Origin of the sequence: Microbacterium meiriae (assembly GCF_025143875.1) — a bacterium.
In the GTDB taxonomy this organism is placed as follows: domain Bacteria; phylum Actinomycetota; class Actinomycetes; order Actinomycetales; family Microbacteriaceae; genus Microbacterium; species Microbacterium meiriae.
Genome location: NZ_JAMBDU010000007.1, coordinates 30,094 through 45,250, shown reverse-complemented (window position 1 = coordinate 45,250; position 15,157 = coordinate 30,094). Strand labels below are relative to the sequence as shown.

General features: G+C 72.6%; 8 protein-coding genes. All 8 read left to right on the top strand.

Annotated features, from left to right (window positions below):
* The first annotated feature begins 74 nt into the window (after positions 1–74).
* The 8 genes from M4D53_RS06385 to M4D53_RS06350 are packed head-to-tail and all read left to right on the top strand — an operon-like array spanning position 75 to position 15,156.
* The gene (locus M4D53_RS06385) at positions 75–1,208 is read left to right on the top strand and encodes a serine/threonine-protein kinase (RefSeq protein WP_232089163.1); all 1,134 of its coding nucleotides are present in this window, start codon (positions 75–77) and stop codon (positions 1,206–1,208) included.
* The gene (locus tag M4D53_RS06380) at positions 1,208–7,126 is read left to right on the top strand and encodes an Ig-like domain-containing protein (RefSeq protein ID WP_259952773.1); all 5,919 of its coding nucleotides are present in this window, start codon (positions 1,208–1,210) and stop codon (positions 7,124–7,126) included. The genes M4D53_RS06385 and M4D53_RS06380 overlap by 1 nt, the downstream gene beginning before the upstream one ends.
* A 34-nt stretch (positions 7,127–7,160) precedes the next feature.
* Positions 7,161–8,150: an AAA family ATPase gene (locus M4D53_RS06375; protein WP_187663146.1), complete on the top strand. Its 990-nt coding sequence runs from the start codon at positions 7,161–7,163 to the stop codon at positions 8,148–8,150.
* Entirely contained in the window at positions 8,147–9,517 is a 1,371-nt protein-coding gene (locus tag M4D53_RS06370) for a DUF58 domain-containing protein (protein WP_259952771.1), read from the top strand. Before M4D53_RS06375 ends, M4D53_RS06370 begins: the two co-directional genes overlap by 4 nt.
* Positions 9,514–12,063 carry a transglutaminase domain-containing protein gene (locus M4D53_RS06365; RefSeq protein ID WP_259952770.1) on the top strand — a complete coding sequence of 850 codons (2,550 nt, stop codon included), beginning with the start codon at positions 9,514–9,516 and terminating at the stop codon, positions 12,061–12,063. The genes M4D53_RS06370 and M4D53_RS06365 overlap by 4 nt, the downstream gene beginning before the upstream one ends.
* The gene (locus tag M4D53_RS06360) at positions 12,060–13,661 is read left to right on the top strand and encodes a DUF5684 domain-containing protein (protein ID WP_187663149.1); all 1,602 of its coding nucleotides are present in this window, start codon (positions 12,060–12,062) and stop codon (positions 13,659–13,661) included. The genes M4D53_RS06365 and M4D53_RS06360 overlap by 4 nt, the downstream gene beginning before the upstream one ends.
* Positions 13,658–14,485 carry a PP2C family protein-serine/threonine phosphatase gene (locus M4D53_RS06355; RefSeq protein ID WP_259952769.1) on the top strand — a complete coding sequence of 276 codons (828 nt, stop codon included), beginning with the start codon at positions 13,658–13,660 and terminating at the stop codon, positions 14,483–14,485. Before M4D53_RS06360 ends, M4D53_RS06355 begins: the two co-directional genes overlap by 4 nt.
* On the top strand, positions 14,482–15,156 hold the full coding sequence (locus M4D53_RS06350) for a hypothetical protein (protein WP_259952767.1): 675 nt from the start codon (positions 14,482–14,484) through the stop codon (positions 15,154–15,156). The genes M4D53_RS06355 and M4D53_RS06350 overlap by 4 nt, the downstream gene beginning before the upstream one ends.
* Position 15,157 lies beyond the last annotated feature (1 nt).

Genomic DNA, 15,157 nt, shown 5'->3' with positions numbered 1-15,157 from the left:
TCGGGGGATCTCCCGGCGCACGACGCCGGGTGGCTGCAGGCGCGCGGTCTCCCATCAGACCGTGAGGAGCAGGAGTGGCAACGCGCATGGCCGCGACACCGCCGACGCTGGCGGGGTACAGCTACGTGCGTCCACTCGGGTCCGGCGGGTTCGCCGACGTGTTCCTCTACGAACAGGACATGCCGCGCCGCGTCGTCGCCGTCAAGGTCCTGCTCGCGGATGCCGTGAACCCCGAGGTGCTGCAGACCTTCAACGTGGAAGCCGACATCTCGGCGCGACTGAGCGCCCACCCGTCGATCGTCACGATCTACCAGGCGTCCATCTCGGCGGACGGGCGGCCGTACTTCGCGATGGAGTACTGCCCCGACACGATGAGCGCGCGGTACAAGAAGGCCCCGCTCCCGCTCGCCGAGGTGCTCGACATCGGCGTGCGCATGGCCGGCGCGCTGGAGACCGTGCACAGGGCCGGGCTGCTGCACCGCGACATCAAGCCGTCGAACGTGCTCATCAACTCACTCGGCGCGCCCGTGCTGGCCGACTTCGGCATCGCAGCCGCCGTCATCGAGGAGGGTGAGGGCGAGACCATCGCGATGTCCGTGCCCTGGAGCTCCCCCGAGGTCCTCCAGGAGCGCGTGTCCGGGTCCATCCCCAGCGAGGTCTGGAGCCTCGGCGCGACGCTCTACACGCTGCTCGCCGGCCGCAGCCCGTTCGAACGCGCCGACCGCGGCTCGAACTCGCGCGATCAGCTCACGGACCGCATCATCAAGGCGCGGTACACGGCCGTGCCCGTCCCCGGCATCCCGCCGATCATCGACGACCTCTTCGCGAGCGCCATGCATCGCGACCCGGCGAAGCGGCCGGCGAGCATGGCGGAGTTCGCGGAGAAGCTGCGCTGGGCGCAGTACGAGCTCGGCATCTCGCCGACGGCCTTCGAGGCGGCGTCGGCGGAGTGGGCGGCGGCTGCTCCGGTGAACTTCTCGGACGCGACCGTCCGCGGTCCCGTCATCACCACGGTCGCGCCCGACTCCCGGAGGGCCGCGCGTGCGGCCCGTCCGCAGGTGGCACCCCGCGAGCGGGACGACGTCCCGGCGAGCACGCGCGGCCGGACCCGGTCGCCCCTGGTCGTCGGCATCGTCGGCGCGGTGATCGGCGCGGCCGCCATCGCGGGGATCGGCACCGCGGCCCTGTTCCTCACGGGGATCCTCTGATGGCGGCAGGCAACCGCACCGGCGCCGATGCCACGACCCCACCCCGGGGCAGGCTGATCGCGCTGATCTCGGGGATCCTCGCGCTCGCGGTCGTCGTGGCACTCGCGGTGACGGCGCAGGGGTATCAGTCCCAGGAGGTGCCGCGCCTCGAGCCGGCCGTCTGGGTCATGCGCGACAGCGGACAGTACGCCCGCGTCAACACCGAGCTCGCCGAGATCGACACGGTCCGCGACGTCGACGACCCCGAGGCGGTGTGGCAGAGCGGCTCCAGTACGGTGCTCTTCGCCCAGGGGAACCGGCAGCGGTGGGACGTCGATGCGGCCAGCCCCTCCGATCTGCTCGCCGACAGCTCGGAGGAGGGCACGCCGCTCGCCTCGCAGCCGACGCCCGCCGGGACGCGCGACGTGCTCTCCGCCGGGGTCTACGTGGCCTACCGGACCGACACCGGGCAGGTGTCCGTGTCGACCCTGGCCGCCGGGGCGGGGACAGCCCTCGTCGACCCGTTCGCGGAGGTCGAGGTCGAGGAGGGGGAGGACCCGCCGACCTACACCGCCGACGCGATCGGGCTCTCCCCGGACGGCCTGCTCGTCCTCTACTCCGCGGACGAGGGAGCTGTCCGCCGTTTCGACATCGACGAGCACCGCTTCCTCGGGGATGAGTCTCCGGTGGCCGATGCGCCCGAGGCGGGTGAGGGTCTGGCGATCGCGGTCGTCGGCGAGCGCTGGGCGATGCTGCAGCCGGGGTCGGGGGAGCTGTGGCTCTCCGGACGTGATGAGGTCGTCGCCCTGGACGTCGCCGAGGACGCACGCCTGCAGCGCGGGGCCGCCGAGGGCGATGCGGTGCTCGTCGCCGATTCCGACGGCCTCGTGTCCGTTGACCTCTCGTCCGGCGAGTCCGATCGCGTGGCGGAGGCGTCCGGCGTCCCCGCCGCACCGGTCTCCGTCCGCGGGGAGACCTACGCGGCCTGGCTCGACAGCGGCGGCGGGACGCTCTGGAGCGCGGGGGAGACCACCCCGCTGCAGGTCCCTGACGAGACGCTCGACGCGGCCGCCATCGAGCCGGTCTTCCAGGGGAACGGCGACCGCGCGGTGCTCGTCGAGACCGGGACGGGGCTCATCTGGACCGCTCCGGACGGCGTGCTGATCCCGCTCGAGCAGTGGAAGATCGAGGACGACACGGAGCAGCAGGAGGGCACCATCGTCGTCGAGGACGTGGCGGAGCAGCTGCCGCCGGTCGCGGTCGACGACGCGTTCGGCGTGCGCGCGGGGGAGCAGGTCATCCTGCCCGTCCTGCTGAACGATCACGATCCGAACAAGAAGGACGTCCTGACGATCGACCCCGAGTCGGTCTCGGCAGGACTCAGCGACCCTGCGTTCGGGGACCTCGCGCTCGTGGCGAACGGGCAGTCCCTGGTCGTCGATGTGAAGGCGGGCTCCGGCCAGGCGAGCTTCACCTACGCCGTGACGGACGGCGCGGCCGTCTCGCCGCCGGCGACCGTGACGCTGACGGTCGTTGATCCCGGCGTCAACTCGGCCCCGGTCTGGTGTGGCGTCGAGGCCTGCACGCAGGACTGGCCCGCGCCGCAGATCCTGGCCGGCGGCAGCACGATCGTCTCGGCGCTCTCCGGCTGGGTGGACCCCGAGGGCGATGCGTTCATCCTGAGCGACGCCTACGAGACGGACTCCTCGGCGCCGGTGATGGTGGCGCCGACGGACGACGGCCGGGTCGCGATCCGGCACACCGATCCGAACGCCGCGGACGCCGTGATCCCGATCACGGTCGTGGTGCAGGACGTGCACGGCGCGACCGCGGAGAAGACCCTCGAGGTCCAGGTCAGCGGCAGTCCCGCGCTCCAGGCATCGGCTGTCGCGGTGACCGCGCGCGTCGGCGAGCGGCAGTCCATCCGGATCTCTGATCACCTGTCCGGAGGCTCCGGGTCGTATCGCCTCCTGGACGCCGTCCAGACCGCCGCGACCGCTCAGGGCTTCGAGGTCACCCCGAACGCGGCCGCGGGCACCGTGGAGCTGACCGCGGCGAAGCCGGGCCAGTACGTGGTGACCTACACCGTGCAGGACGTCACGACCCAAGCCGAGCAGTCCGCCGTCATCCGCATCACGGCGGTCGACGGCTCCGCGGCGCTCGCCATGGCACCCCTGACCGCGTTCGTGCGCGAGGGTGAGGACACGACCGTCGATGTGCTCCGCGCCGTGCAGAACACCAGCGGACGCGTGCTGCTGCTGTCCGACGCCGTGAGCTCCACACCGCAGCTCAACGTGCGCGTGGTCGGCAACGAGAGCCTGCGGGTGAACGGCACGACCGAGGACGGAGAGCCCGGTCTGATCGGCACGGCCACCGTCACGGTCGCGGATGGCGCAGGCGGGGCGGTGCAGGGCACGGTGAGCGTGTTCCTCACCCCGCCGTCCACCGTCACCCGCCCGATCGTCTTCCCGGACGCGGTGACGGTGCGCGCCGGTTCGCTCACGCGCATCGAGGTCGCCGCGAACGACGTCGCGCCACGCGGGGAGCCGCTCCTCGTGCTCCCGGAGGTGACGGGATCCGGCGAGCCGGACGAGCTCGTGTTCGCCGACCGCAACGCTCTGCGTTACCTGGCACCGAAGACGCCCGGCACCTACCGGCTGATGTATTCGGTCTCGCTCGAACGGAACCCGTCGCTGTCCGACGACGGCGTCGTGACGGTCACGGTCGTCCCGCCCGGAACCAACCGCGCTCCCACACCGATCACCCTCACCGGTCGCGTCCTCAGCGGCCAGACGGTCACCGTCCCCGTGCCCACGACCGGGATGGACGGCGACGGGGACCGCGTGGTCCTCTCCGGCGTCGATCAGCCGAAGAAGGGCGGCGGCACGGCGACCATCTCGGCGAACGGCGAGGCGATCGTGTACCGGGCGCCGGCCGGCGGAGTGGACGGCGGACAGGTGTCGTTCCGCTACACCGTGCGCGATCCGCAGGGCGAGGAGGGCAGCGGCGCTGTCCGCATCGGCGTCCTCGACGCGGATGTCGACGACGCCGCTCCGGTGACGTTCAGCGATTACGTCCGCGTCGAGGCAGGATCCCGCACACCGGTCGTGCTGGACCCGCGCTCGAACGACCTCGACCCGGCGCAGAGCGAGCTCGAGATCACCGCGCTCGTGCCGAACGCGCCCCCGGTCAAGGGCAATCCGCTGTACGACCGGCTGAATGCGCTGATCGATTCGGACACCTCCCTGAAGGACGGCCGCGTCGTGCTGCGCGCCGGGGAGACGGCGGGGACGAACTCGTACTTCTACACCGTGAGATCGACGCGGACCGGGAGCACGGCGCAGGGCCTCATCGTGTTGACCGTCACCGAGGGCACGGTCGCCGATCAGCCGGTCATCGCGGACACCGTGCTCACGGCGCGCGACCGTGACGATCTCGCGGACGGCGGTGTCGATGTCGTGACGGACCGGGTGCGGTGGCCGTCCGGCGACGTCTCGTCCCTGCGCCTGAGCCTGTGGGGTGAACAGTCCGGATACACGGTGCGGGGCAACCGGATCATCGGGGAGGCGCCGAAGGAGGGCGCGCTGGTCCCCTTCCAGCTCACCGGCACCGCCGCGGGCGGACGGGACGTGGCCGCCTACGGCTTCCTGCGGATCCCGGCGTTCGACGATATGCAGGTCCAGCTCGTCCCCGGCGCGACACCGGTCGTCGTCGACGAGGACGCGTCCGTGTCGTTCGCGGTGCAGGACTACCTCGATCTGCCGTCGTCGGATGCCGTGGAGATCGGCTCCGGCGCCTTCACTGCTCAGCGGGCCGCAGCGTCGTGCGCGGCCGACGGTCCGCGCAAGGCGGAGTACCGCGCCGGTCGCGAGGCGCCATGGTCGGACACCTGCCTGATCCCGGTGCGCCTGGAAGGTCAGAAGCGCTGGTCCTTCGTCGACGTGCCGGTCAGCATCCGTCCCTCGGAGCCCCAGCTGCTGCTCTCCTCGATCTCGCACACGATCGCCCCAGGGGCCACCGAGAGCGTCGACCTCTACGCCAACATGGCCGCCTGGGAAGGCGGACGCGAGGGCAACGCGGGCTCCCTCGAGTACCGGATCGTGTACTCGGGGTCGGCGTTCGTCGTCACGCAGAGCGGGGCGAAGCTGACGATCGAGGCGCGCGCCGATGCACGACCCGGCAACACCGAGAACGTCAGCGTGACGGTGCCGCAGTACGGTCAGCCGTCGGCCTCCGTGCGCCTGGTCGTCGGCGCGGCCCCGCCCGACGCTCCACGGGGGGCCACCTTCACGAAGCAGTGCGTCGTCACCAGCGCCAACTGCTCGATCGACGTCGTCGACGTGGCCGGCGAGTACGACCCCTTCGACGGCAAGCCGGGCTCCGGCTTGCGGCTCATGTCGCTCGGGGCAGGCGCGCGCTGCGACGTCGCCTCCATCTCGACGACCGGCACCAAGACGATCACGGCGAGCTGGCCCCGCGGCGGCCAGGCTCCGGGAGGACAGTGCGTGATCCCGTTCGTCGTGGCCGACGCCCAGGGGCGGACCGGCACGGGAACCCTCACGCTCGACCTGCAGGGCTTCCCGCAGGCGCCGGCGAGCGTGACCACCGTGGGCTTCACCCGCTCGACCGTCGTGCTGGAGGTGCCGCTCGGGGAGGCGCGGCGCGCCCACCCCGGGGTGTCCGGCGTGACCATCCTTCAGGACGGGGCCGCAGCCAACGCCTCCTGCAGTCCGGCCGGTGCCGTGTACCGCTGCACGGTCAGCGGTCTGACCAACGGCGCCCCGCACACCTTCACGGCGGCCGCGGTCAACGCCGTCGGCACCTCGGCGTCCACCTCGCCGCACACGAGCTGGGCCTACGCGGCTCCGGTCGTCGCGAACGCGACGGCCACGCCGGAGTATCGACCGGGTGTCTCGGACCGCGGGCGCGGGGCGGTCAGGGTCTCGATCGACGCCGCCGACGACGCCGTCTCGTTCCGGATCGAGGAGACGGGCGAGGTCATCAACCGCACGGGGGCGACCACCACCGCCGACATCGCGCTGTCGCCGGGAGCGCAGACCCTCACGATCGTTCCGATCAGCCAGTTCCAGCCGCCGACCGGCGGCGGGAACGAGGGTGGTGGCTTCCGCACGTCCGTGACGGTCGCCGGCTCCGTGTACTTCGACCCGGCGGCGACACAGGCGACCGCGGTCTCCAACACGGCGGTGAACGTCTCCGGCATCGCCGCGCAGGCCAACGGCAGCGCCAAGGGCGTCCAGGTCACCTACGTGGCGTGGCGGTCGGGCAACGTCAGCTGCACCGCGAACGGGGACGGCTCGCTGTCGGTCTCCGGCGGAGAGGTGCGCTCCGAGTCCCCCTCTCTGCAGGGGTTGCGGCCGTACCAGCTGTACTACGTCAAGGCGTGCGCGTCGAACGGCTACGGTGTGGCGGAGTCGTCCCCCGCGAGCGTCTTCACGTTCACGTTCGTCGACGGCCCCGGTGGCGACACCACCTACACGGTCGCGAAGGACCCGCGGCGCGACGGGAACCGCTACGACTACGGCCTGGCCTCGGCGCCGCGCATCGACGTGGAGAACGGCTTCGTGCCGCAGTACTACCTCTACGGGCAGTGGGTCGGCGACTTCGCGCTCACCCCGGATTCGTCCCCGGGTCAGGTCCGCGCACGCGCCTGCCATGCCACGCAGACCGGCTCCTGCTCCGGAGAGGTGAACATCACCGCGACGACCGCACCGACCGTCGTCAACGCCGTGTTCCAGCCCTGCATGCCCGTCGTCGAGGGTGATGTCGTGACGGTGTCCGGCGCGGCACGCGGCTCGTACATCCTCGAGGTGACGCCCCTGGTCGACACCCCCGGCACCTTCGACGTGAAGCTCACGTGGACCGGCGCCTTCGCCACCCTGACCCCCATCACGCATCGCGTCACGGGCCTGTGCCCCTGATCGCCGAGCGTCCCGACACGAATACTCTTTCCCTATGCCAGCCACCGCAGCCGCCCCCGTCACCCTCGCCCCCGAACAGGCCTCCTGGTTCGCCGAGACGTTCTCGATCCTGACCGGCAATGTCGAGCAGGCGATCCTCGGCAAGCGGCACGTGGTCGAGCTCGTGCTCGCGACCGCCGTCAGCGGAGGCCACGTCCTCCTGGAGGACTACCCCGGAACCGGGAAGACGGCGCTCGCCAGGGCCGTCGCCCAGACGGTCAACGGAACGAGCAGCCGCATCCAGTTCACGCCCGACCTCCTCCCGGGTGATGTGACCGGCATCACGGTGTACGACCAGAAGGAGGGCACGTTCGAGTTCCACGCGGGGCCCGTCTTCGCGAACATCGTGCTCGCCGACGAGATCAACCGGGCGAGTCCGAAGACCCAGTCCGCGCTGCTGGAGGTCATGGAGGAGGGCACGGTCACGGTCGACGGCGTCACCCGTGCGGTCGGCTCCCCGTTCCTCGTGATGGCGACGCAGAACCCCATCGAGCAGGGCGGCACCTACCGGCTCCCCGAGGCGCAGCTCGACCGCTTCATGATCAAGACCTCCATCGGATACCCGGACGAGGCGGCGACCATGCGCATCCTGCAGGGCGCCGGTCGCCCGAAGACGGTGCTCGACGGCATCGTGGACACCGACACGATCCTCACGATGGCGGAGATGTCGCGCGGCGTGTACGTGAACCCGCTGGTGTCGGACTACATCATGCGCATCGTCGATGCCACGCGCCGGGCGTCCGAGGTCCGTCTCGGTGCCAGTGTGCGCGGCGCCCTCGCGCTGTCCCGCCTGGTGATGACGTGGGCGGCCAAGAACGGACGCACGTTCGTCACCCCCGACGACGTGCGCGAACTCGCCGTCGTCGCCCTCGCGCACCGCCTGGTCCTCGAGCCGGAGGCCGAGTTCGACGGGGTGACGGCCGTGGCCGTCGTCGGGCAGATCCTCCTCGACGTCGAGCCCCCGCGCGAGAACGGCACTGCGTGACCTTCAGCACCGAATCCCGCCTGACGCGGACGACCGCGGGCACGAGCACGTCGACGCGGACGTCCACCGTCACGCGTTACGACCGCACGCGCCGCGGTCCCGTGCGCGGCGCGGTCTTCGGCGCGCGTCGCGTCGCCCGCTCCGTGGGCCGCGCGACCAGGGCCACCGTCGGCTGGGTCCGCGAGACGGTGACCACGGCGGGCATGCTCGTGGCCGTCGCGGTGGTGCTCGGTGTGCTCGCCGGGCTGCTGTTCGGCTGGGTGGAGGCCTGGGCGGTGGCCACGATCGCGCTCGTGCTGCTGGTGGCCTGCGTCCCGTTCATCCTCGGTGCCCATGACTACCGGATCGATCTCGTGCTCGATCGCGACCGCGTCGTCGCGGGCGCCGAGATCGGCGCGACCCTGGACGTCCGCAACAACGGCGAGCGCCTCTCGCTCCCCGGTGTCGTGGACGTGCCGGTGGGCGAGGGCCTCGTCGAGGCGCACGTCCCGCTGCTGCGGCCGGGGGCGCATCATCGGGAAGAGCTGACCATCGCCGCGCACCGCCGCGGCGTCATCGACGTGGGCCCCATGACCATCACCCGCGGCGACCCGATCGGCATCCTCCGCCGCGAGCTCCGGTGGCCGGACGTGCAGCGCATCCACGTGCACCCGGTGACCGTGCGGCTCCCCAGCACCAGCGCGGGACTGATCCGCGACCTCGAGGGCACGCCGAGCACCACTCTGGTGGACGCGGACCTCTCCTTCCACGCGGTGCGCGAGTACGTCGTCGGCGACTCGCCGCGCCACATCCACTGGAAGTCCACGGCGAAGACGGGCACCCTCATGGTGCGGCAGTACGAGGAGTCCCGGCACGCGCGCATCGCCGTCATCCTGGATCTCGACCCGGAGTCGTACGCCGACGACGACGAGTTCGAGAACACCGTCAGCGCGGCCGCCTCGCTGGCGCTGCAGGGTGTGCGGGACGGCAGGGACGTGCTGTTCTCGGTGAGCAACGAGATCCCGGAACACGGCCGCGCCGAGGTGCTGTCGATCCGTACGCTGCCCACGGTCACCCCCAAGGGTCTCCTCGACGCGACCTCCACGATCGATCAGACGGCGCGGGTGATGAGGCTCGAGGCCGTCACCGCTCTCACGGCGCAGTCGTACCCCGACCTCTCGATCGGGTTCCTGCTCACCGGGTCCCTCTTGCCGATCGAGCGCCTGCGTCACGCGGCGGTGAAGCTCCCGGCAGCCGTGGAGGCCGTCGCGGTGCGCAGTGAGCTCGGCGCGCAGCCGACGATGCGGACGGCCAGGGAGCTCGCGGTGATGACCCTCGGTGCGCTGGGCGACCTCCCCCAGATGCTCGCCCGCGGAGCGCTGCGGTGAGCGCGGCCGGGCCGAAGCGCGGACGCGCGCGATCCGGACGGGGGTTCGTGCCGTCGGCGCTCCTGCTCTGGTCTCTGGGATACGTGCTGGCCGGTGTGCTCCTCGCCACGGCGGCCGCCTGGCCCGTCTACGAGTCGTCCCGAGCCCTCGCCGTCGGGATCATCGGCGGCCTCCTCGGCATCGCCGTCGCCGTCGTCGCGCGCGTCCTGCGCTGGGGAACGCTGCTCGCCGCGGTCGCCGCGGCCGGCGTGTACCTGCTCGTCGCGGTGCCCCTCGCGATCCCCTCCGCCCTGACCTCCGTGCCCGCGTTCCTCGGCGGTGTGCGGGATGCGGTGCTCGGGGTCGTGCTGGGCTGGAAGCAGATGCTCACGCTGAATCCGCCGCTGGGGGAGTACCAGGCAGTCCTCATCCCCTTCCTCGTGGTGATGCTGTTCGGCTCATTCGTCGCCACGCTGCTCGTCTGGGGCGGGGGCAAGCGGGCGGCGGCGGCCGTCCCGGTGGTGGTGGCGATGAGCGTCTTCGGCATCGCCTTCGGTGTGAGCGGGACGTCCTCTCCCGTGACGGTGGCGGGAATCGAGCTCCCCGCGCCGCGCGAATGGCTGGTCGGGGTGGCGGTCTTCGTGGTGTCGCTGGTCTGGCTCGTCGGGCGCACGCGCCTGCAGCGCGCCGCCGCGCTGCGCAGCGTGGCGGCGGCGAACATCTCCCGTCGCGCGACCCCCGCCTGGCTCACCGTGCGCCGCCACCTCCTCTCGGCGGGGCTGGCCGTGGTCGCCCTGGCCGCGGGCTTCGCGATCGCCCCCGCCGCGGCCGGCTGGTCCGACCGCTCCGTGCTCCGCGACGAGATCGAACCCATGGTCGTGGTGCAGGAACAGCCGAGTCCGCTCAGCTCCTACCGGTCCTGGTTCTCCGGCGACACGCTGGACACGCCCGTGGTGCAGCTGGAGGGCGACCCCGGCGCCGTGGACCGCCTCCGCCTGGTGACCCTCGACGCGTACGACGGCGAGGACTTCCACATCGACGCCGACGACCGCTTCAGTCGTCTGCCGCGCTCCGCCCTCCCGGGCTCCGGCCGGGTGACGCTGGAGGTGACGATCGGCGACGCCTACCGCGGGATCTGGGTGCCGGCACCCGCCGGACTCGCGGAGGCGCCCGGATTCTCCGGGGAGCGTGCCGATGCGCTCGCCGACGGCTTCCATGTGAACGCCGACGGCGACACCGCGATCACCGTCGCCGATGCGCCCGGTGGCGGGGAGGGCCTCGTGCCCGGTGACCGCTACTCCGTGCTGATCGATGCGCCGGAGAAGCCCGGCGACATCACGGCCCTCCAGGGCGGCCGGTCGACCCTCGACGCCGATCGATACCCCGCGCTCGTCGAGTGGGCGGAGATGCAGGAGCAGCCGCGCACCGGCGCCGGCTACCTCGAGCTGATCGATCGCCTCCGGTCGCGGGGCTACCTGAGCCACGCGCTGCTCGAGGACGCCTCCGCTGCGGGGTGGATCGCGGCGCTCCAGGCGTCTGAGGGATACGCGTTCGCGCCCAGCTACGCCGGACACTCGGCCGCGCGCATCGAGGAGCTGTTCACCGAGCTGACGGAGCAGGAGCGGCGGGCCGGTCCCGACGCCGACCCCGAGCTGCTCGTGTCGGCGGTCGGTGACGACGAGCAGTTCTCCGTGGCCGCGGCGCTCCTCGCGCAGCACTGGGGTCTCGAATCCCGTGTGGTGCTGGGCGCACGACTCGCGACGGCGGAGGAGGTCCCGGGGATCCCGGCCTGCACCGAGGTCTGCACCGGCGCGAACATGAGCGCCTGGGTCGAGGTGCGTGCGTCGGGCGACGAGTGGATCCCGGTCGATGCGACGCCGCAGTACGCGATGCTGCCGAGCGCCATCACCGAGGGAGAGCAGCTGCCGGAGCACCCGACCGTTCCGGAGCAGCCGCGGTCCGAGGCACTGGACCCGCCGCAGGCGCAGAGCGACGCGAACAACGACGCGCCCCCGCTGGAGGAGCCGGGCTCGGAGGTCCTCGCCTTCCTGCTGCCGATCCTCAAGGGCGTCGGACTGGGGCTGCTCGCCCTGCTCCTGCTGGCCCTGCCGTTGCTCGTGCTCCTCGTCGCGAAGAGCCGACGTGCACACGCGCGCCGCACGGCCCCGGACCCCGAAGTCCGGCTCGCCGGCGCCTGGGAGGAGCTCGCCGACGTGTACGCCGACCACGACGTCCCCATGGTCGCGCACGGCACCCGGACGCAGCGCGCACAGTCGAGCGGTCGTGCGGCCGCGCAGCGGCTGGCCGCTCTCGTGGACCGCGCCGTCTTCGCCGAGCACCCGCCGACTCCCGACGACGCGACGGCCGCGTGGACGATCGTGGATGCGGAGCGGACGGAACTGGCGAAGGCGGGGACGCGGTGGCAGCGCCTGCGCACACGTGTGCGGCCGACGTCTTTCGTCGCGAGGGCGCTCTCTCTGCGCCTCCCCGGCTTCGGCGCGCGACCCACGCTCGGTACGCTCGGAGGGACCGGTTCACTGGATGACCGGAAGAAGGGGGACTCATGACCGCGCCCGCGGACTCCGGTCCGGCCACGATGCTCGCCATCATCGTCGGACTCGGCCTGCTCGTCGGCCTGGCCGTCTACGTCTGGTACGCCCTGGCGCTCTCGCGCCTGTTCCCCCGCATCGACGGGGAAGGGTGGAAGGGATGGGTGCCCGTCCTCAACGAGGCCGAGATCCTCGCCCGCGGGGGAGTGCCCGCCTGGTCGGTGGTCTTCTACTTCATCCCGCTCGTGCAGCTCTACGGCATCTACCTCAAGGTCGTCGCCACGCATCGCATCAACCGGCGGTTCGGACGGGGCGCGGGGATGACGGTCCTCGCCATCCTCCTGCCGCCCGTGTGGGCGACCATCCTCGCGTGGGGCCCGGCGCCCTATCCGGAGGGGGACCGACTCGCGGCGCTCCAGCCGGGTCCGCGCCGTAGTGCTCCGCCTTCCGCGGCTCCCGCGCGCGACGCTTCGGGGTACACGATCCCCTCCCTCGCTCCGGCGGGGAACGGATCGCCGGAGGCGCCGTCGCTGATCTTCCCGGACTACGCCGCGCCGCCCGCGGTCGCTCCGACCCCACCCCCGGGTGCCCCGCCGACCGCGGGTGCGCCGCAGGGCGAGCCCGCGGCACCGAGGTCGTTCGCGCCGCCGGTGTTCGCTCCGCCTGCCGCGCCGCCGGCTCCGTCGTCCTCGACGCCGTCTCCGTCGTTCGCACCACCGGCGCCGCCCGCGCCGTCGCCCGCGGCTGCTCCCGTTCCGCCGGCTGCGCCCGTTCCGCCGACTGCCTCGATTCCGCCTGCTGCCCCGGTTCCGCCGGCGGCGCCCGTGCTTCCGCCCGCGGTGGCTCCGACACCACCGTCCCCGGCCGCACAACCGACGCCCTCCGCTCCCGCGCAGCCGACGACCGGCATCATGGCCGCGATGGGCGACGTACCGCCGGCCGCCCCGCAGCCCGCGCCGGCCCCTGCTCCCTCCGTGGACTCGCCGCCGAGCGAGGAGCCCGCTGCCCCCGCGCCGGCTCCGGAGGCGAACCGTGTCGTCCGACCCGTGCCGCCCTCGTTCCGCGACGGCGGTCAGCCCGAGGCCCCGCAGATGCCCACGATCCGCCCTGTTCCGTCGATGACGGCTGCGGCACCCGCGGCGGAGCAGAGCGCGCCGGCGCCTGCCCCCGCGACAGAGGCGCTCGCGGTCCCGGGCGGTCTGGTCCCCGACGTCGACAAGACCGTGGTGACACCGCGCCCGACCGACGACGACCTCGACGCCACGGTGGTGGTCGCCCGCAAGCGCGGCGTGCGGCGGGTCCTTGTGCTGGACGACGGTCGCCGGTTCTCGCTGTCCGGTGCGAGCGTCGTGATCGGCCGAAACCCCACAGGCGAGCCGGGCGAGCAGCGGCTGGCCATCCCGGACACCACGCGCACGCTGTCGAAGACTCACGCCCGCCTGGTGGTGCAGGAGGACGAGTGGCGACTGACCGACCTGCACGCCACCAACGGCGTCGTGGTAGTCGCGGACGACGGCTCGGAGACCCTCCTGGACGCCGGGGAGAGCGTGGTCGGCACCGGCCGGTTCATCCTGGGCGAAGTGGGCATGCACGTCGTCGCGGAGCGCGATTCGTGACCGTGGAATCCGTCGTCCTCCGGGTCGCAGCGCTGACCGACACCGGGCTCACGCGGACGGCCAACGAGGATGCGGTGCTCGACGCACGCCCGGTCTTCCTGGTCGCCGACGGCATGGGCGGTCACGACGCCGGTGACCGCGCCAGTGCAGCCGTCGTCGCCGCCTTCGAGCCGTTGCGGGGGCGAGCGGTCGACGTCGGCGACATCAGCGACGCTCTGAGCCGTGCCACGGCCGTGGTCGAGGCGATCGCCGCCGCGCACAAGCGCGGCGCAGGCAGCACCGTGACGGGTGTGGCCCTCGTGGAGCACGAGGGCGCGCCGCACTGGCTCGTCTTCAACGTCGGGGACTCCCGGGTCTACCGGCACCACGGCACCGAGCTGGCGCAGCTCACGATCGACCACTCCCTCGGGCAGGAGCTCGTCGATGCCGGGGAGCTCCGCCCCGAAGACCTCGCCTCGTTCTCGCGCCGCAACGTCATCACGCGGGCGGTCGGCGCTCCGGACAGCACCGCGGACAGCTGGCTCCTCCCCGTCGTCGACGGTGAGCGGCTCCTGCTGTGCTCCGACGGGCTCACCGGCGAGGTCAGCGACGAAGCCATCCGTGCGACGCTGACCATGAACGGCCGTCCCGAGACAGCGGCGGCGGCTCTGGTGCGCCGCGCGCTGCAGGGCGGCGGACGCGACAACGTCTCGGTCCTCGTGATCGACGTCATCTCCGGCGGCGCGCGGCCCCGTCCCGACGACGCGGCGGGCGGACGGGCCGCGGTGTCCGCGCTCACCGACTCGATGCTCGACGGCACGACGGTCCCGGTGCGAGCGCGATGAGCGACGATGAGGTCGAGGAGACCGTCATCCTGACGCGGCGGGATCGCCGGCGGGCCGAAGCGGCCGTCGACCCGGTGCCCCCGGCGGCCGATGACACCTCGTCCGCCGTCGACGAGGCGACCATCGTGGTGGATCGCGCGAAGACGGCTCCGGCTCCCGACCGGACCGACGATGCCGCAGTGGACGCGCCCGAAGGCACCGTCGCCGATGAGCCGGACGATGCCCGGCCCGAGGACGCCGCGGGCGAGGCCATCGACGACGCGACCGTGGTCGTCGATCGGTCCGCACCTCCGGCGGCCGACGCCCCCGAGGACGCCACCGTGGCGGTCGCGCGCCCGGCTCGACGCCTGCGGCGGAAGAAGGGTGCCGCCGCAGCAGGCGACGGCATCGCACCGAAGACCGCGGGGCCGCGGTTCACGGTCGATTCCTTCGCCGCCCCGGACGGCGCACCGGCCCCCGCGATCTACAAGCCCCGACCGGCACCCCGCACCCCCGTCGCCCCGCCCGTCGTCGTCGGGGCGGCCGCACCCACGCGGGTGGTGGAGCCCGGGCTGCCCTCCGTCGCCAAGCAGGCGCAGCGGTGGAGCGTCTTCACCCTCGCTGCGACCGTCGGGGCGAGCATCGTGTCGGTGGTCGCTCTCGTGGCGCTGGGCTTCGTCGTCTTCGGCTGAG